This window comes from Arthrobacter sp. FW306-04-A (assembly GCF_044358315.1).
GTDB lineage: Bacteria > Actinomycetota > Actinomycetes > Actinomycetales > Micrococcaceae > Arthrobacter.
Genome location: NZ_CP084559.1, coordinates 751834 through 770569, shown reverse-complemented (window position 1 = coordinate 770569; position 18736 = coordinate 751834). Strand labels below are relative to the sequence as shown.

At 64.8% G+C, this 18736-nt stretch carries 21 protein-coding genes; 6 read left to right on the top strand and 15 right to left on the bottom strand.

Annotated elements, in window-relative coordinates:
• Positions 1-57 precede the first annotated feature (57 nt).
• The 6 genes from LFT43_RS03645 to LFT43_RS03620 all read left to right on the top strand — a co-directional run bounded on the left by LFT43_RS03645 (position 58) and on the right by LFT43_RS03620 (position 6343).
• A complete protein-coding gene (locus LFT43_RS03645) occupies positions 58-936 on the top strand; it encodes a carbon-nitrogen hydrolase family protein (RefSeq protein WP_395801196.1) in 879 nt (292 codons plus the stop codon).
• 10 nt (positions 937-946) lie between these two features.
• Positions 947-2296, top strand: a complete 1350-nt coding sequence (locus LFT43_RS03640; protein ID WP_395801195.1) for an APC family permease — start codon at positions 947-949, stop codon at positions 2294-2296.
• Positions 2297-2342: 46 nt separating this feature from the next.
• A complete protein-coding gene (locus LFT43_RS03635; protein WP_395801194.1) occupies positions 2343-3143 on the top strand; it encodes a carbon-nitrogen hydrolase family protein in 801 nt (266 codons plus the stop codon).
• Positions 3144-3269: 126 nt separating this feature from the next.
• A complete protein-coding gene (locus tag LFT43_RS03630; protein ID WP_395801193.1) occupies positions 3270-4721 on the top strand; it encodes a purine-cytosine permease family protein in 1452 nt (483 codons plus the stop codon).
• Positions 4722-4826: 105 nt separating this feature from the next.
• On the top strand, positions 4827-5075 hold the full coding sequence (locus LFT43_RS03625; protein WP_395801192.1) for a helix-turn-helix transcriptional regulator: 249 nt from the start codon (positions 4827-4829) through the stop codon (positions 5073-5075).
• Positions 5072-6343, top strand: coding sequence for a type II toxin-antitoxin system HipA family toxin (locus LFT43_RS03620; RefSeq protein WP_395801191.1), 1272 nt, complete (start codon positions 5072-5074; stop codon positions 6341-6343). Before LFT43_RS03625 ends, LFT43_RS03620 begins: the two co-directional genes overlap by 4 nt.
• Before the next feature lie 38 nt (positions 6344-6381).
• Here LFT43_RS03620 and LFT43_RS03615 read toward each other — a convergent pair whose 3' ends face one another.
• The 15 genes from LFT43_RS03615 to fliD form a co-directional block, all read right to left on the bottom strand.
• Positions 6382-7554: a flagellar hook protein FlgE gene (locus LFT43_RS03615; protein WP_395801190.1), complete on the bottom strand. Its 1173-nt coding sequence runs from the start codon at positions 7552-7554 to the stop codon at positions 6382-6384.
• Positions 7555-7600: 46 nt separating this feature from the next.
• Positions 7601-8062 (bottom strand): flagellar hook assembly protein FlgD, encoded by a 462-nt coding sequence (locus tag LFT43_RS03610; RefSeq protein ID WP_395801189.1) that lies wholly within the window; start codon positions 8060-8062, stop codon positions 7601-7603.
• Positions 8063-8078: 16 nt separating this feature from the next.
• Positions 8079-9587, bottom strand: a complete 1509-nt coding sequence (locus LFT43_RS03605) for a flagellar hook-length control protein FliK (RefSeq protein WP_395801188.1) — start codon at positions 9585-9587, stop codon at positions 8079-8081.
• Positions 9587-10270, bottom strand: a complete 684-nt coding sequence (locus LFT43_RS03600) for a C40 family peptidase (RefSeq protein WP_395801187.1) — start codon at positions 10268-10270, stop codon at positions 9587-9589. The genes LFT43_RS03605 and LFT43_RS03600 overlap by 1 nt, the downstream gene beginning before the upstream one ends.
• Positions 10267-10743, bottom strand: coding sequence for a flagellar FliJ family protein (locus tag LFT43_RS03595; protein WP_395801186.1), 477 nt, complete (start codon positions 10741-10743; stop codon positions 10267-10269). The genes LFT43_RS03600 and LFT43_RS03595 overlap by 4 nt, the downstream gene beginning before the upstream one ends.
• Positions 10740-12071, bottom strand: a complete 1332-nt coding sequence (locus tag LFT43_RS03590; protein ID WP_395801185.1) for a FliI/YscN family ATPase — start codon at positions 12069-12071, stop codon at positions 10740-10742. The genes LFT43_RS03595 and LFT43_RS03590 overlap by 4 nt, the downstream gene beginning before the upstream one ends.
• Positions 12068-12688, bottom strand: coding sequence for a FliH/SctL family protein (locus LFT43_RS03585; protein WP_395801184.1), 621 nt, complete (start codon positions 12686-12688; stop codon positions 12068-12070). Before LFT43_RS03585 ends, LFT43_RS03590 begins: the two co-directional genes overlap by 4 nt.
• Positions 12678-13712 carry a flagellar motor switch protein FliG gene (fliG, locus tag LFT43_RS03580; protein ID WP_395801183.1) on the bottom strand — a complete coding sequence of 345 codons (1035 nt, stop codon included), beginning with the start codon at positions 13710-13712 and terminating at the stop codon, positions 12678-12680. The genes LFT43_RS03585 and fliG overlap by 11 nt, the downstream gene beginning before the upstream one ends.
• Positions 13709-15328, bottom strand: a complete 1620-nt coding sequence (fliF, locus tag LFT43_RS03575) for a flagellar basal-body MS-ring/collar protein FliF (protein ID WP_395801182.1) — start codon at positions 15326-15328, stop codon at positions 13709-13711. Before fliF ends, fliG begins: the two co-directional genes overlap by 4 nt.
• Positions 15328-15681, bottom strand: a complete 354-nt coding sequence (gene fliE / locus LFT43_RS03570; RefSeq protein WP_395801181.1) for a flagellar hook-basal body complex protein FliE — start codon at positions 15679-15681, stop codon at positions 15328-15330. The genes fliF and fliE overlap by 1 nt, the downstream gene beginning before the upstream one ends.
• Positions 15681-16073, bottom strand: coding sequence for a flagellar basal body rod protein FlgC (locus LFT43_RS03565; RefSeq protein ID WP_395801180.1), 393 nt, complete (start codon positions 16071-16073; stop codon positions 15681-15683). Before LFT43_RS03565 ends, fliE begins: the two co-directional genes overlap by 1 nt.
• Positions 16073-16414, bottom strand: coding sequence for a flagellar basal body rod protein FlgB (locus LFT43_RS03560; protein WP_395801179.1), 342 nt, complete (start codon positions 16412-16414; stop codon positions 16073-16075). Before LFT43_RS03560 ends, LFT43_RS03565 begins: the two co-directional genes overlap by 1 nt.
• A 136-nt stretch (positions 16415-16550) precedes the next feature.
• Entirely contained in the window at positions 16551-16841 is a 291-nt protein-coding gene (locus LFT43_RS03555; RefSeq protein ID WP_395801178.1) for a hypothetical protein, read from the bottom strand.
• The gene (gene fliS, locus LFT43_RS03550) at positions 16831-17271 is read right to left on the bottom strand and encodes a flagellar export chaperone FliS (RefSeq protein WP_395801177.1); all 441 of its coding nucleotides are present in this window, start codon (positions 17269-17271) and stop codon (positions 16831-16833) included. Before fliS ends, LFT43_RS03555 begins: the two co-directional genes overlap by 11 nt.
• Positions 17272-17273: 2 nt before the next feature.
• Positions 17274-18659 (bottom strand): flagellar filament capping protein FliD, encoded by a 1386-nt coding sequence (gene fliD, locus LFT43_RS03545; protein ID WP_395801176.1) that lies wholly within the window; start codon positions 18657-18659, stop codon positions 17274-17276.
• Positions 18660-18736 lie beyond the last annotated feature (77 nt).

The window sequence follows — 18736 nt, the reverse complement described above, 5'->3', positions numbered from 1 at the left end:
TATTTGATCATTATGATCTAATATGAGGCGAGTCACAACGACAACGTGGAGAAAACAGTGCAACGCATCCTTCCCCTCATCGCCGCTCAAGCGCCGCCGCGACTGATCGGTGAGCCAATCCAGGCCTTTGCCGCGGAGGTCGCCGCCGCCGTCGGGACCTCTCCGCAAAGCAAACTGGTGGTCTTTCCGGAACTCCACCTCTTCGGAGACACCTACCCGGACCAGCAACGCACTGAGGTGCTGCAAGACTCCGCAGAGCCGCTGGACGGACCGCGGGTCAGCGAACTGCGGCAGCTGGCGGCAGACCTGGGTATCTGGCTGGTTCCGGGCAGCGTGTGCGAACGCGGCCCGGAGGGGCAGTTGTTCAATACCCAGTTGGTCCTCTCCCCGGAGGGCGAGCTTGCCGGCTACTACCGCAAGGTCTTCCCGTGGCGCCCTTTTGAGCCCTACGACCCGGGCGACCGATTCACGACTGTTGACCTGAAGGGGATCGGCAGGGTGGGTCTGAACATTTGCTACGACGCCTGGTTCCCCGAGGTATCCCGCCAGCTGGCGTGGATGGGCGCCGAAGTCATCCTTAACGTCGTCAAGACCACGACGCCGGACCGCCGACAGGAACTTGTCCTGGCCAAGGCAAACGCGATCGTGAACCAAGTCTTCATGGTGAGCGTCAACTGCGCGGGTCCTACCGGCAAAGGCCTGAGCCTGATTGTCGACCCCGAGGGAAACACCATAGCCGAGGCCGACGACGACGCGCCGACCCTGCTCGCCGCGGACCTGGACCTTTCCGTCGTCGAGCATGTCCGCACTCACGGGACCGAAAATCTCAATCGCCCCTGGTCCCAGTTCCGCCCCGGCGAGCCCGCCATCGACCTGCCCATCTACCAAGGCCGCATCGACCCAGCCACCTGGACCCCCCGGTCCTCCAACCTTTAAGGAACCTCCAGTGACAACGCAACTGAGCCTCACGCGCGCCCTAAAACTGCCCTCGCTGGTCCTGTTCGGGCTCGCCTATCTGACCCCGCTCATCGTGCTGGCGATATTCGGAGTGATCGCCGAAACTACCGGCGGAGCATCGCCGTCGGCCTATCTGGTGGCTATGGTCGCCATGCTCTTCACCGCCCAAAGCTATGGACGCATGGCTGTTGCCTATCCGGTGGCCGGCTCCGCGTACACCTATATCCGGCGCTCCATCGATTCCCGGATCGGGTTCCTGGCCGGTTGGGCGGTCCTCCTGGACTACCTGTTCCTCCCGATGGTCATCTGGCTGATCGGGGGCTCCTACCTCACCGCCCAGTTCCCCGATATCCCCATTGGGGTCTGGATTGTCGCGTTCATCGCCATCACCACCCTGCTGAACGTGGTTGGCGTCAAGGTCGCGGACAAGGCCAACTACCTCCTGATGGCGTTCCAGCTTCTGGTGATCGTCCTGTTCGTGGCCCTGTCCGTTGGAACCCTGCTTTCAACCTCCGGTGCGAGCGCCCTGGTCAGCACAGCTCCCTTCTTCAACGACACGTCGAGTTTCGACAAGATCACCGCCGGGGCCGCTATTGCCGCGTACTCATTCCTGGGCTTTGACGCCGTGTCCACCCTCACCGAGGAGACCATCGAGCCGAAGAAGACGGTCCCGAAGGCAATCATGCTGGTGGCACTCATCGGAGGCGCGATCTTCGTCGTCGTTTCCTACACGACCCAACTGATCCATCCCGGCGGGGTCTTCGACGATTCGGCGTCGGCGGCATCGGACATTGCCCTGAAGATCGGCGGACAGCTCTTCGGCGCCGTTTTCCTGGCGGGACTCGTCGTATCGCAGTTTGCCTCGGGGCTCGCGGCACAGGCCAGCGCCTCACGCCTGCTCTACGCTATGGGCCGGGATTCAGTCCTGCCCAAGAAGGTCTTCGGAGCGCTGAACAAGTCTTTCCACACACCTGTATTCAACCTGGTCATTACCGGCGCGGTAGGACTCATCGCCATGTTCCTGGACGTTGCAACCTCGACGTCGTTCATCAACTTCGGCGCCTTTACGGCCTTTACCCTCGTCAATGTCTCGGTGATTGCCTACTACGTGCGCCAACGGCGCTCGGGGCACCGGCTCAGCATATTGTTCTACGTGGTCATGCCCGCGGTGGGAGCCATCATCGACGGTTTCCTGCTCACCCAGTTGGATTCGAACGCCATCTCGCTTGGGTTGATCTGGCTCTGCGTCGGCGTCGTCGTCCTGGGTATCATCACCAAGGGGTTCCGGAAGTCACCGCCGGAGATGGTGATGGAAGAAAAAGAAGCCGTCCTGGTGTGATAACAGATCACCGTGTGATGGCAGATAACTGAGAAGAAGGAGTGCAGTGCGCATCACCTTAGCCCAGATCGATTCCGGCACGGACGTTGACCGTAACCTCGAGCTCATCGAGGACTACTGTGCCCGGGCCGCCCAGGCGGGGTCCGACCTCATTGTGTTCCCGGAGTACTCGACGTATGAGAAAGCCCGGGTGGACCGGAGCTTTGTGGACATGGCTGAACCCCTTGACGGTCCGGTGGCCACAAAGCTCTACGCGACGGCGGCACGTCACGGGATCACCGTCGTCGCGGGCCTCCTGGAAGCTTCCGAGGAACGGGAGGCATCCGAGGAACCTGACCGGGCCTTCAACACCTTGGTGACCATCGGTCCGGACGGCACGCGCCTTGCCAGCTACCGGAAGATCCATCTGTTTGACTGCCAGGGATTCCGCGAGTCCGAGTACATCAAACCAGCCCCGGAACCCGTACCCGTCACCTTTTCCTGTGGCGGCATGACCTTCGGATTGATGACTTGCTATGACTTGCGGTTCCCCGAGTTGGCGCGCATCCTGGCCGAGGCCGGGGCCCAGGTGCTCCTCGTCTGCTCGTCATGGGTTCCTGGCACGGCAAAGACCGAGCAATGGGCCACCCTGGCCAAGGCCCGGGCCATAGAGAACGGCATGTACGTGGCGGCCGTCTCCCAAACTCCGCCTGTGTCTATCGGCCACAGCATGTTCATCGATCCGCTGGGCACCGTGCTGCATAACCTCGGCACCGGGCCCGCCATGGCAACGCTGGACCTTTCACCGGATGCGGTCCAGGAAGCCCGGGAGCAGTTCCCCACCTTGAAGCACCACCGGCTCCTCTGAAGTACAGCCCGCCGTCGCAGCGGGACTTCATGGTCCGTCCAAACGGGAATCTCGCCGCTCTTTTGGACGCCCCCACTCTGTGCTAAACCAAAGTCAAGATGCACCCACGCATCGAAGGAGAACACCATGAGCACAACGACGGATAAAGGATCTGGCCGCGGACTGGAGGTCCGGTCGATCGACTACGTTCCACTAAACGAGCGGCACGGCAAGGTCTCCCACATCGGACCGCTGTGGTTCGTCAGCAATGCCCAGATCGCTACCCTGGCCGTGGGGCTGATCAGCATCACCACCGGCGGCAACCTCATCTGGTCGCTGCTGGCGATCGCCATCGGCGTCCTCGTCGGCACACTATTCATGGCCGCGCACTCCTCGCAGGGACCCCAGCTCGGCTTGCCCCAGATGATCCAGTCCCGGCCGCAATTCGGCTATATCGGTGCCTTGTTGGTTTGGCTCTTCGCCTACCTTCAGTACGCCGGCTTCAACATCTTCAACACCATCCTGGCCGGCCAGGCCATCTCGGAATCAGTGAACTTCGGGTCCGAAAACCTCTGGTTCTGGGTGGTCACCATTGTCGCCGTCGTCATCGCATTGTTCGGTTACGACCTCATCCATGCCTTCGAGCGCTACCTGACGTATCTGACCATCGTCATGCTGGCCCTGCTGACGGTGGCGGCTGTCAAACTGGCCATACCCGCCGGTGCATACAACCTGGCCGACTTCCATCTGGTGCCGTTCCTGGGCCAGCTGGGAGTCGCGGCCGGCTACCAGATCTCCTGGGCCATCTACGTCTCGGACTACTCCCGCTACCTCCCGCCAGCCAGTGGACGCGGCACCTTCCGGTGGACGTTCTGGGGCAGCGCCCTCGGTGGTATTTGGGTGATGTTCCTGGGGGCGTACATTGGCGCTGCGGCCGGGGAAAACTTCGAGACGATCGGCTCGATCAAATCCACCGCGGACCAACTCTTCGGCGGATTCGGTGGCATCGCCCTGTTCATCGCCGCCCTGGGCCTACTGTCCGTGACTGCCCTGAACATGTACGGCGGCTCGCTGACCCTGATATCGTCCATCGACAGCGTGCGGCAGATCCGGCCGACGCTGAGGCTCCGCATCATCACGATCGCCATCACCGCCCTCATTTCCGTGGTCCTGGCGAACCTTGCCTCGGCCGACTTCCTGGCCAACTTCAACGACTTCCTGCTGCTGGTGCTGTACTTCTTCATTCCGTGGACGGCGGTCAACCTCACCGACTACTTCATTGTCCGCAAGGGCCACTACGCCATCGCGGAGATCTTCAAGCCCGATGGAATCTACGGACGGTGGGGTTGGCCCGGCATCATTTCCTACCTCGTCGGCTTTGTGGTGATGATTCCGTTCTTCTCCGCCGGGAAGCTCTTCATAGGGTTCATAGCCCACGCCATTGACGGCGCCGACATCTCACTGTTCATCGGACTCCCCGTGTCCGCTGGGCTGTACTGGCTGATGACCCGGCGTATCGACGTCGACGCAGAGACCCGCTTGGCCAAGGCGGAGGCCGACGCCCTGGAGGCCGCGGCGCACGAACACATCCTGCCGTAACGACGTCGGCAGACGCAGTGCGTGTGCCAGATCTGTCACAAACCCTCATTGTGGCCAAATGGGCCATATCTGGCACAAATGGGGCTAGGCGCGTATGATCAATATATGTCACAAACTCCGTTTTACCGGGCTGTCGACGCCGTCTCCCTGGGGCGGGCCATCAGCAATGCCCGGAAGGAAGCGTCGCTGACCCAACAGGATCTGGCGGACCGGCTAGGCACCGCCCGACGGACCATTGTCAGGCTCGAGCACGGCGAAGCAGTCTCCGTCGTCGTCGCCATGGACGCCATCCGGGTGCTAGGCCGCGACGTCGCCCTGGTCCCCCGGTTCGCGAAGCTGCAGGTCAAGGCGTGAGCCCGCGGAAGAGCCTGGAAGTATTCCTGCACGGGGAGCACGTCGGCGTCCTGAGCGGGTCTGGCCTGAGGATGTCCTTCCTGTACGACCCGGACGTCGTCGCCGAGTACGGTGCCTCCTCCATTCTCCTGTCCCTGTCGCTGCCGGTGGACCGGAAGAAGATCGACGGTCCCGCGGTGTACAACTACTTTGACGGGCTCCTGCCGGAGGGCCAGATCCGTTCGCATCTCGCTTCAGAGAACGGGCTCTCGACCCCTGATGCCCTGGGGCTGCTCGGTATCCTGGGCGCCGACTGTGCCGGCGCAGTCCAGGCGCTCCCCGCAGGTACGTCTCCTGATGACCCGGCCGACTTCCAGCCGATGACTGTCGAGGAGGTCGTCGGCGTCGTCGAGGCGCTGCCGACCTGGGACCTGCCCGATGACTTCGCGATTACCGCTTCGCTGGGCGGCATTCAGTCCAAGGTGCTGCTGAGCCGGCACGGTGACGGCTGGGCCTGGCCGGGCCGCGGGGCTGTGTCGACCCACATCATCAAACCGGAGCCGCTCGATTCGCCGGTGCCGCACCTGCTCGCCTCGGAAGACTGGGCGCTGAAGGTGGCCGCTGCCGCCGGACTGCCCGCCGCACAAGCGCATCTGGAGACTTTCGGGTCCTGCCAGGCAATCGTCGTGACCCGGTACGACCGGACTCCGGACCGTCGCCGGCTGCACCAGGAAGACTTCACCCAGGCTCTGGCGCTGGCCAGCACCTCCAAGTATGAAACCTCCACTGCCCCACCGTCCCGCCTGACCCAGCTCGCGCGAGCTGCGGCACCGCACACCAGGGACGACCGTGAGTTCCGGCGCGCGCTGCTGCGGGCCATCACCTTCAACCTCTTGATCGGCAACGGGGATGCCCACTCGAAAAACTATTCGATGCTGCTTCGGGACGGAGGCGAAGTGATGCTCGCCCCGCTCTACGACGTCGCCCCCACCCTGCTGCTCTACGCACCGAGCAACAACGCCGGCCATGTCCTGGGGGGCCAATCAAGGCTCAACTACCTCACCCTGGACCACGTCATCCGTGAAGGCGTCGCGTGGGGCATGGACGCCGGGGATGCGCGGGCGACGGCGGTTACCTTGCTGGAGTCGGCGGCCACGGCGGCGGCCAAGGTCCCCGCACCGGAGGAGATTGGCTTCCTGGGCGAACTCGTGGCAGCGCGGGCCGGCGAACTGCTTGAGGGCGGGACGGCCCGCCGCGCCCTTGCCGGGCAGACGCCGGCGGCTACCTGACGTTTCGGACGCGGACCGTGCGCTGAGGGCCGCATACATTAGCGCTTCAGGTTGCTCAGCTCCTGCAAAACCTCGTCCGAAGTAGTGATGATGCGGGCGTTGGCTTGGAAGCCGCGCTGGGCCACGATCAGGTTGGTGAATTCCTGGGACAAGTCCACGTTGGACATCTCGAGTGAACCGGCAGTCAGGGTGCCGATTCCGGCGTCGCCCGGTGCACCCAACTGGGCCGTGCCGGAGTTGGCGCTGGCCACGTAGGTGGAGTTGCCCGCTTTCTCGAGGCCACCGGGGTTGGTGAAGCGGGCGAGTGCCACGCGTGCAAGGACCTGTTTGCTGCCGTTGCTGAACGAACCGATGAGCGAGCCGTCACCGCCCAGGGTGAAGGACTCGAACTTTCCTGCCTCCGAGCCGTTCTGGCTGCCCACGGTGAGCGTGCTCATGGCGGCGAAGCCGGTAACGCTGGACATGTCCACCGTTACCCCGCCGACCGTCATGGTGCCGCCCGAGGTCAGGGCACCGTTCGTGAATGCGAGCGTCGAGTTTCCGGTGGCGCCGTTGGCGTCTGCCCCGGCCACGTCCCAGCCGGCCGCGGAGCGGCTGAACGTCAGCGTCAGGCTGCGGGCGGCGCCGTCGGCGTTGTAGACCTTGACCTGGCGCTCCACGCTGGTCCCGACGGCGGCATCGGACGGCAGGTTGCCGTCCAGCGAAGTCTTAGTGGTGGCGACGGCGGCGGCCGTGGTGTTGGGAGAGAGTGCGATGGGCCCGATCGGGCCTCCCACGTTCACCGCGCCGTTGGCGGCGGACCAACCCTGGAGGATGCCGCCGTCGGGGCTCACCAGGCGGCCGGCGGCGTCCATGTCGAAGGCGCCGGCCCGCGTGTAGAGCTGCTGGCCGCCCTTGCTGGTGATGAAGAATCCGTCACCGGAGATCATCATGTCCGTGGCACGCCCGGTGTTCTGCGATGAACCCTGGCTGAAGTTCGTGCTGACCGCCGCCACCCGCACTCCCAAACCGATCTGGGCGGGGTTGGTACCGCCGGTTTCGGTCTGCGGAGCACCGGCGCCCTGGGTCATCTGGGAGAGCGTGTCCTGGAACTGGGTGGAAGAGGCCTTGAAACCGGCCGTGTTCACGTTGGCGATGTTGTTGCCCGTGACGTCCAGCATGGCCTGGTGGGCTCGGAGGCCGGAGATTCCGGAGTACAGCGAACGAAGCATTGTGTGGCCTTTCTTCGGTTGGTTCGGGGCGGAAGTTCGTGGAGCGTCAGGCGGTGGGTGCGGGCGAGGCCGCTGCGGTCATTCCGCTGATGGAATCGAGCGGAATGTTCACTCCGCCGACCGCCACCGTGGGGACTCCCCCGGCGATGGAAACCGAGCTCGCCACGCCGGATCCCTCGGTTCCGTCGGCGAGCGCGTAGCTGATGTTGTGGCCGATGATCTGGGCCGCAGCAGTGCGCATCTGGAGCGAGAAACTCTCCTTCGCGCCGGTGGAGAGCTCGGTCATTTTCTCCATCATGGACAACTGGATGGTCTGGCCCATCATCTGGTTGGTGTCCATGGGCGCGCTCGGGTCCTGGTTCTTCAGTTGTGTCACCAGGAGGGACATGAACATGCTCGAGTCCATGGTCTGCGCGGGCTTGGGCGCTGCGGTTCCAGACAGGGCGGTTCCAGTCGCTGCGGTTCCAGGCTGGACACCGCTGCTTGCCGCAATGGCTTGGATGGTCACTATTGGCTCTCCTTCATCAGACGAGAATGTCCAGGCTGCTGGTACTGCTTCGGGGAAGTACGACGGCGGTGCGTGGCAAGCGCACCTGCTCGCCGTCGCTGCCCCGTGGGAATGCCGGGCTTTCCGCCGGGCGCCTGTCGCGTGCGTCCGAGCCGCTTGCGCCGGAATCGGCCGGAGCGTTGTGTTCGGACAGGTCGAGGCTGGTGCCGAAGCCGGACTCCCCGAGTCCACGCCGTAGTTCCGGCAGGATGCTGCGCACTGCCTCCCGGCCAACTTCCCCGGGGGCGAACAATTCGATCCGCACGCCCGCGCCGTCAATGTGGGCCCGGACAGTCAACGGACCCAGGTCTTCCGGGGACAACCTCAGTGTCATCACGTGCTTTCCCGGCTCCCCCGATGCAAGGGAGAACAGTGGTCCGCTAACCTGGGGCAGCAGCTTGGCTGGATCTGCCTGCGGTGCCGGCGTGGCCACGCCGGGAGTAGCGGCCGAGGGAACCTGCGGGAGGGGCGACGCTGGCGGCAGGACCGCCGGAATTCCGGCCGGTACTCCTGCCTCGGCAGGGACACCCTGGCCGGGCAGTTCCGGATCCTGTTGCGTCCCGGATTTCCCGGGAAGATGCACGACGGCGGTGCTGGCCTCCCCCGCCAAAGCTGCGGTGGTGCTGGCGGCAGCTTCAGGGTTGGCGGGGGCCGGGCTGGCGGCTGAAGCGGCTATTGGCTGTGCAGGACCAGGCTGTACGGGACCCGGCTGTATGGGACCCGGATGAATTGCGCCCGGCTGGACTGTGCTTGGCTCGGCTGTACTTCGGCCTGGGTTTCCGGCCGGGAGGGCTACCGCCGCCGAAGGGGCAGGGACGGAGGCAGAGGAGGTCGTGGAAGTCAGGGGATTCTCCGAAGAAGCTGTGCTCGCCTCAAGTATCGCAACGCCACCCGGCCCCAAAGGAGCTACCGCATTCCCCGGCAGCGTTGCCGGCTGCATTGCCAAGCCGGGCACGCCCGAAGACGTTCCCTCGGCCACGGCCGCAACATTGCCTGTTACCACGGCACCCGCGATCGACTCGAGCGGAGCGGTACCGGGAGAAACACCCTTTTTTCCCTGCGCGAGGCCCTGTGCAAGTCCCTGAGCCGAGGCGCTTCCGGACGCGATTCCGGCAATCGCGAGTCCGCTGGGAGCACAAGCTCCAGCGGCGGCCGCCGCGTTCGCGGGATCGTCCGCACCTTTGGCGTCCTTCGCATCTCCCTGTTCACTAGGGCGGCGCTTTCCAGTGCGGGATTCAACCAGGAGGGACTCAACGGGGCGGGCAACCGTCCCGGAGCCGTCGACGGCAGGCTTTCCATGCCCGCCGCCGTCGGACGCTGGCTGGTTCTTCGCCCCGGACGCCTTCCCGCCGGAAACATTCGCACCGGACGCCAGCACGCCGCCCATCACGGCATCAAAACCGGCGGCCGAGCCGGAATGCGAGGCCGCAGCAGCTCCGGGGGACGGCAGACGAGGAGCGGCGGCACTGGCGGGAGGCAACTGCATCACGAACCTCCCGCGGGAACAATGCGGCGGATCGCGGTCAGATTCGACTGCTGCTCCCATGCATCACGAATCTGGATGGTCTGTCCGGGAACGGGGGCGTCGATCGCTTTGCCGTTGCCAAGATAAATGGAGATGTGTTCGCCGCCGAAGCTCACCAGAAGGTCGCCGGGTTTGGCTTGGGCCAAGGATGCCACCGGAGTGCCCTTCTGCATTTGGTCGCTGACCACGCGGGGCAGGTCGACGCCCAGGTCCTTGAAGACCCGCTGCACAAAGCCTGAGCAATCCATGCCCACCGCGGGGTTCGTGCCACCCCAAACATAGGGCACTCCGACGTACTTCTTTGCGGCGGCCACCACGGCGTCGCCCGTGACACCGACGGCGCCCGTGCCGGTGGCTATTGAGCTGCCGACGCCCGAAAGCGCACCCGGTCCCGCGACACCGCCGAGGCCTGCGGTGCTCCCGAGCCCCAGGGATGAGGCGAGTTGGGAAATGCCCGATGCCGGCGCCGTCGAGCCCCCGACGGCCGTGCTCAGCGCCTGCGCGAAGGATGCCGCGTCCGCGGAAGAAGCCGCACTGCCGGAGGCAGCGGGCGCCCCCGGGGACTGCGGACGAACGCCCTGGGTCAGTTGCTGCAGCATCGACTCGATGCTCTGGATGCGCCCGATGGCCTCGGTCATGCTCATGAGCCGGCCCTCCGCGCTGCAGGAGCCGTGGCGGGATGGGCCGGAGCCAGCTGTGCGGAACTGCGGTGCCATGCGGAAGAAGCAATCTCGTCCAGCACGCCTTGTTCAGCGCGCAGCGCGGAAGCCTCGAAGGCGGCTCCGTGGCGGTTTTCGAGCTTCTCAAGTCCCACCGCCCGACGCTTGGCTTCGGTGTACTCCGCGCGAGCCTGGGCGGCTTCCGCCTCCGCGCTGGCGGCCAAGGCGTCAAGCTCGGCCAACATGCTTTGCGCAGAAGCGCGAGCGGCCGCGATCGCCAACAATGCGGCGGAGCTGCCGGCATTTCCGGTGGACTCAGCTAGTTCCTCACGCGAAGTGGCCCGGCGGGACCGCAAGGATGCGGACCGGGCGTTGGCACGGGCAAGTCCACTGGCGGCGGCGTCCTGCTGCGTCTGGCGCAGGCGCAGGAGCCCGGCCAGGGAGAATTGACGATTCACGCGGCTCCTTCGAGGCTTGCTGAGAGTCGGAAAAGTTCCGGCCAGGACTCGCTGGACGGGGTGGATTCGTCCATGCGTTGCTGCAGGAACCCGTTGATGGCGGCTTCGTGGTCCAACGCCGCATCAACCAAGGGGTTGCTGCCGCGGTGGTAGGCGCCCACGTCGATCAGGTCCTGGGCGCTGCGCCGCGCGGCGAGGACCCGGCGCAAGGATGCCGCGAGCTCCGTGCGATCAGCCGTGTTGACCTTGGAGGCCACACGGGACACCGAACCAAGCACGTCCACTGACGGGAAGTGCCCCGTGACGGCGAGCTTCCTGTCCAGGACCACGTGCCCGTCCAGGATGGAGCGGGCTGCGTCGGCGATCGGTTCGTTGTGGTCGTCGCCGTCCACCAGCACCGTGTAGATACCGGTCACCGAGCCGGTTTCGGCAGTGCCGGCGCGTTCCAGGAGCCGGGCCAACACGGAAAAGGTCGACGGCGGGTAGCCGCGGGTGGCGGGTGGCTCACCGGCAGAGAGGCCGATTTCGCGCTGGGCCATGGCAACGCGGGTGAGCGAATCCATCATGAGCACCACGTCCTGGCCGGTTTCACGGAACGATTCGGCGATCCGGGTGGCTGTGACGGCGGAGCGCAGGCGCATGAGGGCTGGCTCATCGGATGTGGCAACCACAACCACGGAACGTGCCAGGCCTTCGGGGCCAAGGTCGTCCTCCAGGAATTCGCGCACTTCACGGCCACGCTCCCCCACCAGGGCAATCACGGAGACTTCGGCATCCGTGCCGCGGGCGATCATGGAAAGCAGCGAGGACTTGCCAACACCCGAGCCTGCGAACAACCCCATGCGCTGTCCGCGGCCCAGTGTGGCCATGGTGTCCAGGACACGGACGCCGGTCTGCAGCGGGGTGTCCACCCGCGCGCGGTGCATGGCCGACGGCGCCTCGTTGTCCAAGGGGACCATGGGACTGGGAGACAGCGGGCCTTTGCCGTCAATCGGACGCCCGAGCCCATCCAAGACGCGTCCGAACAGACCGCGTCCGGTCGGGACCAGGATCGGGCGGCCCTTGGCACGCGCAGCGTCTCCTGCCGCCACTCCGGCCAGCCGTCCAAGCGGCATGCAGCGCACGGCACCGCTGAGCGAGGCGACCACTTCGGCGTCGAGCCCGGGGGCCCCGCCCACCGTCACCAGATCTCCCACGGCACAATCCAGCCCTGAGACCTCCAGGCCAAGGCCAAGCACGGACGTCACCGTGCCCACGCGCTGCGGGGCCGCGGCGGCGAGGGCAGCGCCGAAACGGCCAGCGTGCGGCCGGTATGCCGTGCGGCTCACGCGTCGCTCCCCAGCAGGGCCGCTTTGGCCCTGTCCAAAGCGGTGCCGAGCCGGGCGTCCAGCCAGCCCTGCGGATATTCCGCGATCGCGTCTCCCGGGTTCAGGACCGGATCGGCCTTGAGTTCGACGCCGGCCACGTTCCCGGCGTCGACGGCGGCCAGCGCTTCAAGGTCTGCCGGGTGGAGGCGGACGGCAGTCACGGTTTCCAGCCCGGACACGGCGCCGAGGGCACGGGTCAACGCGGCGCGGGCGGTGTTCTGGCCCTTGTCGAGTTCATAGCCAAGGATGGCTTCGGCAAGCTCGATCGCACAGACCGCCAACACATCTTGCGCTTCTTCCAACGCAACGCCGCGGTGTTGCCGGGCTTCGACTCCGGCCGCTTCAAGCGCACGGACAGCTTGCGCAACCGCCTGCCGCCCGGCGTCGAGCATTGCGCGGTGTTCGGCTTGGAGCTGTTCGCGAAGGCGTTGCTGTTCCAGCGCCGCAGCCTGGATCCCGGCAGCGTAACCTGCTGCGTGTCCTTGGGTGTAACCTCGGTCCTCCTTGCGGGACCGCTCGGCCGGTTGGATGTCGGGGAAGACGACGCGCGCGAAATCGGTGGCGGACTCAGTAGACATAGTCGTCTTCCTCGCCGCGCCGGACGACGATTGCACCTTCGGCTTCCAGTTCACGGATCGAGCGGACAATCTCCGCGCGGGCCTCTTCAACCTGGGAGGCGCGCACGGGCCCGGCGGAAGCCATCTCGGCTTCGAGGATCTCAAGGTTTCGGCCGGACACGTTGGTTCGCACGGCCTCGAGCACTGCGGCGGGCGCGCCCTTCATGGCGACGGCGAGCACCTCGGGATTGACTCCGCGCAGGATCTGCTGGATGTCGCGACGTTCCAGTTTCACGATGTCCACGAACGTCAACATCCGCGCGCGCACTTCGGTGGCCAGCTCAGGGTCGAGGGTCTCCAAACCGTCCAGTACGGAGCGTTCCGTGTTGACGTCGGATCGGTTAATGATGTCGACGAGGGGTTGGATGCCACCGACAATCTCGCTCGATTTCCTTTGCGACATGACCGCACCGGCACGCACTTTGAGGGTCTCGGCCACGATTCCCACTGCTTCCGGCGACGCCATTCCCATCGTGGCGATGCAACGGGCCACCTCGCTCCGTTGGACGTCGCCAAGACCGGCCATGACCGCGGAGGCCTTGCCCGGCCGCAGGTGCGCCAGGATCAGGGCGATGGTCTGGGGCATCTCGCTGTCGATCAGGGCCAAGAGTTGCCCGGAGTCCATCATTTCCAGGAATTCGAAGGACTTCCCGGCCATCGTGGACGCAAGACGGTCCATGAAACCCGCTGCTTTATCCGCACCGAAGGAAGCTTCCAAGAGCCCGACGGCGAATTCCTGGCCGCCGCGGGCAGTCCGGCGTCCGCTGACCGCAAGTTCGTGGAACTCGGTCATGACATGGTCCGCCACTGCTGAGGAGACGCGGCGCAAGCGCACGATCTCGGCGGCAATGTCCTCAGCCTCGGACTCTGAAAACTGGGTCATCACGGAGGCCGCACTGGCCGGGCTCATCTGCATCAGCACCACGGCCACCTTCTGGGCACCGGTCAAGCCGCCTACTTCCAGACCGAGCTCTCCGACCCTCATACCGGCTGCTTTTCGTCCATGAGACCGCGGAGATACTCGGCGGTCCGGGCTGGGTTCTCGGCAACCATGGCTTCAATCTGGGCTCGCCGCCGCTCGCCGTCGAGCGCTTCGGCGCCTGGTATGGGCAACGCCGGAACGGGAGAGACGGGCGGCAATTCAATCGCCGTCGTCGAGGGGGGCCCTTCGAGCGCTGGTGTCGTGACGGCGAGGGGAAGCATTTCGTAGTCAAGCCGCTCGCCAAGGTCAACCGGTTCGCGTTGTTGCCTGCGCCGCAGGAGGATGAGCACAAGCACGATCAGCGCAACCGCTGCAAGCAAGATGCTGCCCGCCAGGATGAGCGTATTCATCAAATCCGACTGTTGCTTGGCGTCGGCTTGGGCCTTGGCCGAGCCCAGCGCTTGTGCCGCTGCGTCCGCAGCCGACGTGCTGAAGGGCAACACTTCGACAGTCACCACGTCGCCGCGCGCAGGATCGATGCCGGCGGCGGAAGTCACCAAAGCCTTGACCGAGTTGACGTTGAGTCCTGCAGCCGCGGACTGGTTGATGGCGACGGAGATGGTTTGACGCTTCACGGCACCTTGGGGAATGGTGCGGTCTTCGGTGACCTTGTTGATCGCGTTGTTCTTGGTGGTGTCGCTGGAGTCGAAGGTTCCGTTGCCGTTGGTCCCGCCGGGCACGGCGATGTTGTCCGGTCCCAGGACGCCGGAAGCACCGCCTCCCGTTCCGGTGAACTTCTCTGTCTTGGTGGTCTCGCTCAGCGGAACAGCGTCCTTGGCCGCGGAGAATGTCTCGCTGCGCTGTTGTGCGGACTCCGCGGTCACGTCGGCGGCCACCGCAACGGTGGCGTTGCCGGGTCCCACCACTTTGTCCAGGACGGCCTTCACCGAATCGGACGTGCGCTGCTGGTAGTCGGCGGCCTGCTTGGACGCGGAGCCCGTGGCTCCCCCGCCCACGGTGGAGAGGACGTTGCCCTGGGAATCCACCACGGACACATTCGTTGGCTTCAGGTTTTCGATCGAGGCGGACGTCAAGTGCACAATCGCCTGGACTTTGTCCGCAGACAGAGTCACGCCCGGTCGCGTTTCCACGAACACGGATGCCGTGGCGTCCGGGGTCTTGTCCACGAATACTGTTTTTGCCGGAATGGCGAGCTGGACGGCGGCGGTCTTGACGCCGTCCATGGCCTGGATGGTGGTAGCGAGTTCGCCCTCAAGCGCGCGCTTGTAGGTGACGGATTGCTGGAACTCGGAGGAGGTCACGCCGAGCTTGTCCAACAGCGAATAGCCCGTGGCCGCGGCCGCTGGAAGGCCTGCTGCCGCCGCCTTCAGCCGCTCATCGTTGACCTTGTTGTCGGGAACCAGGATGGTGGAACCGCCATTGCTGAGCTCATACGGAACATTGTCCTTGCGCAACTGCTCCACGATCCCGTTTGCGTCGGTGTCCTTCAATCCGGAGAACAGGGGCGAGTAGGACGGTTTGCCTAACCATGCTGACAGCGCAACACCGCCCAAGACCAGGACTGCGATGCCGATGATGGCGATGGTGCGCTGCCCGGCGGTGAACCCCTTGAATCCATCGCCGAGCTTGCGAAAGAAAGCGGCAATCTGTGGAGGCATCAGGCCTGCATCCTCATGATCTCGTTGAACGCGTCAACGCCCTTGTTCCGCACCGTGGCCACAAGTTCCAAAGTGATCTGGGCGCGGGTGGCCGCGATGGTCGCCTTGTGGATGTCATCAAGATTGCCCGTCACCGCGGACACCGCCAGCTGGTTCGACGTCGACTGCAGTGACTGGAGGTTGTCCACGGCGCCGGTGAGCGCGGTGGCGAAGCCGTTGCCGCCCGCCGTCCCGCCGATTCCGGTGGCTCCGGCGGCGTTACCTGTGCCATCTGCGTAGCCCGTGCCGCTGACGCCCTGCACGCCAAGCCCGCTGCCAGCGCCTTGAATTGCGCCGATCGGGTCCAATGCCATCAGGATTTTCCAATCTCAAGCGCCGCCATGTAGGTCTCGCGGGCGCGGTCCACTACTTGGGCGTTGGCCTGGTAACCGCGTTGGGCCACAATCAGGGAACCCATTTGTTCGGCGAGATCTATGTCCGGGTAGCGGACATAGCCTTGGGCATCGGCCAGCGGATGGTCAGGTTGATACACGAGCCTGCCTGTTGCACTTCCTTGAGGGGTGGCCTTGACGTACACGCCGGTTCCGTTGCTGCCTTCGGCGGCCTCGATGTAGCGCGCTTGGAACGCCTTGCCGTTGCTGCGAGTCGCGGTGTTCATGTTGGCCAGGTTGTCCGAGACGGCGTCGAGCCACTTGCGGTGCACGGTCAGGGCGGAGCCGGCAATGCCGATCGCATCAAAAGTCATCAGCTGGTCCTCATGGCTGTGCGGAGAGCCGTGAATTCGCTGCCGGCGGCCCGGGCCGCGAACTGGTACCGGAGCACAGTGTCGATGTTGGAAAGGGTTTCGGTGTCCAGGTTAACGTTGTTGCCGTTGAGCTGGGTGGGCTCCTGCGACGTCGAGATCGTGGACGCGGCGTACCCGTCGCCCGAGCGCACGGAGGCTGCGAGGGCGTCTTCGAACTGGACCCTTTTGGCATGGTAGTTAGGGGTGTTGATGTTCGCGATGTTGTTGGCGATGGTCCGCTGGCGCAATGTCAGCCCGTCGAGCGCGCTGCCAAGGGCAACAGAAGTCACTGAATCGAACACGACGGCCTGCCTTCGCGAATAGATATGAAGAGGCCGATCCGTGGCCGCGCATCGAGCAATCCATGCTCAACTTCCACCATCGGCACCTGGAGGGCATCCGTTAGTCGATCGTGGAAGTTGTTTCGGTGCTTTCTCTTCAGCCATGGACGTCAAGGAATAGCGGCCGCGCTGTACTTTGGGTGTCCGGGACGGTGCTGAGGGCGTCCAAATGGGCGAGAGCGTCGTTGCGGACCTTGCGGAGCATGGTCATGGATTCCAGCTGCGCGTCGAGGACCCGCCGCGCCCTGTCGGCCAATTCCTCTGGAAGGGGCCCGGCCTGGTCGGGAGGATTCCATGGCGCGGGTTCTCCGCTGGCGAAGGCCTCTGCGATGCAGGCTTCCAAGCGGTCCAGGATTTCGGACCATTCCTGAACCGAATCAGCCGACACCGAGCATGCCGTTCGTCCTGGTCGTCGCGGATACCGTGGCCTGGACCGGCAACTGCGCAGCGGCGTCATGCCAGCCTTGCCGGAGCGGCTCCAGCAGCGCGATGCATTCCTTGGTCCGGTTGACGTCACGGTAGATGTTGGCCCCGATCATGGCTTCCATCGCGTACTGGTAGATGCTCAGCAGCCCGGGCGCCCCATCCCATGCATCGGTCTTCAAGGTGGAGGACAACTCGGTGACGATCGCCTGTGCATGCAAGAGGTTTTCGCTTGCGACTTCCCAGTTGGCGTTCTCCTGGGCGAATTGGGCGCGGTTCAGGTCAAGGAGGAGGCGGTCGTACAGCATGGTCAACAATCGGGCCGGCGGGGCCGAAAGGACGGCGTCGTCGTTGTACCTAGAAAGCTGGCTGGCGCGGAGGGCTGTGGAAGTCATGCTTACGCTCCTGTTGAGGACTTGGGAAGGCTGGCGATCTGGCCGGTGAGCCAGGAAGACTGCGATTGGAGCCCGCCGAGCAGGACCTCCATGTTGGTGTAGACGCCCTGCAGCGTCGCACGACGGGCGGCCAGGCGCTGATCCCAATCGGAAATCTGACTGCCAAGGTCAGCCACTTCGGATTGTTGCCCTTTGATCAGTGCGGTGACCGAGCCGCTGAACGGGTCGGTTGCCCCTTTGGCTGCGTCGGACACCCGGGAGGCTATCGTTTGGAGAGCCGCTTGTGTCCCGACCGGGTCCGCCGCCAAGGCTGTCGCAAGCTTGGCCGCGTCAAAGGTGAAGTTGCCGTCCTTGGTGACATTAATTCCGTACTCGAACGGAGACTTCCCGTTCACAGGCATCGACATGGCGCTGAAGACGTCGTCGTTGACAGCGCGGACGCTGCTGTTGCCGGTGAAGATCCCGCCCGTGGAAGCGGTGACTCCATTAGTGCCGCTCGTGGTGTTGACGGCGCTGTACATCGAGACAAATCCGAGCACATCATTGACCGCGTTCACCAAATCCCCGGCTTTCTTGGTGATTCCTGCGGAGTCGCTCGCGATGTTGACGGTCACCGGTCCGGCCGTGACAGCGGAGGCCGTGACTGAAACTCCGGGAAGCAACTCGGTGAAGGTGTTGGTTCCGGAGGTGATTGTCTGTGCTGCCGGCGTGCCTGCGTACAGCGTTGCTTTGGCATCTTGGGCAGCCTTGACCACGGCAGCCGAGGGATCAGCCATCAGGTCTGTCGCGGTGCCTGCGCTCACTTGTGCTGCGGTGCCTTGGTAGACGCTGAAGGCCCCGGCCGAGCCGGAGGTGGCTGCAGTCAGCTGAAGGCGGTAGGTTCCGTTGCCCGCCGGGACCTTCACGGCATGCGCCGGGCCGGAGGCTGCGTTGATTGCCGCCACGACGTCGTCAAGAGAAGTGGACGCCGGCGTGATCTCGGTCTGTTTTCCCGTGGAATCAACCAGTGTCAGGTGCGCCGGGGCACCCGAGCCGTCTGTGGGCCAGCTCGTCATCGCGGCGGTAACGTCTACTTGGGTCTGGGCCAGTTGGGTGACAGTGACATCGATAGAGCCGGCGGTCGCGGTGGTCGTCGCTGTCGCGCTGAGCGACGGAGACGTGGTGGCGGCGGTAAACAGGTTGAGGGCATTCGCCGCGGAGTCGCCGGTGGCGAGATCACCCAACGCCGTCAGTTTCGTGTTGAAGGACTGCAGAGTGGAGACCATGGTCTGGTCAGAGGCCAGCTTCGTTTTGAGCTGGGTCTGCGGCAATGCCTCAACGCTCATGAGCGAATCGATGATGGACGTGGTGTTCAGGCCGCTGGCGAGGCCATCAATCGAGGTTCCCACGGGACGTTCCTTCCGGGTTATGAATGCCAGGTGGGCCGACGGGCGGATGCAATGGCGGCCGAGGGAATCTGTTTCCC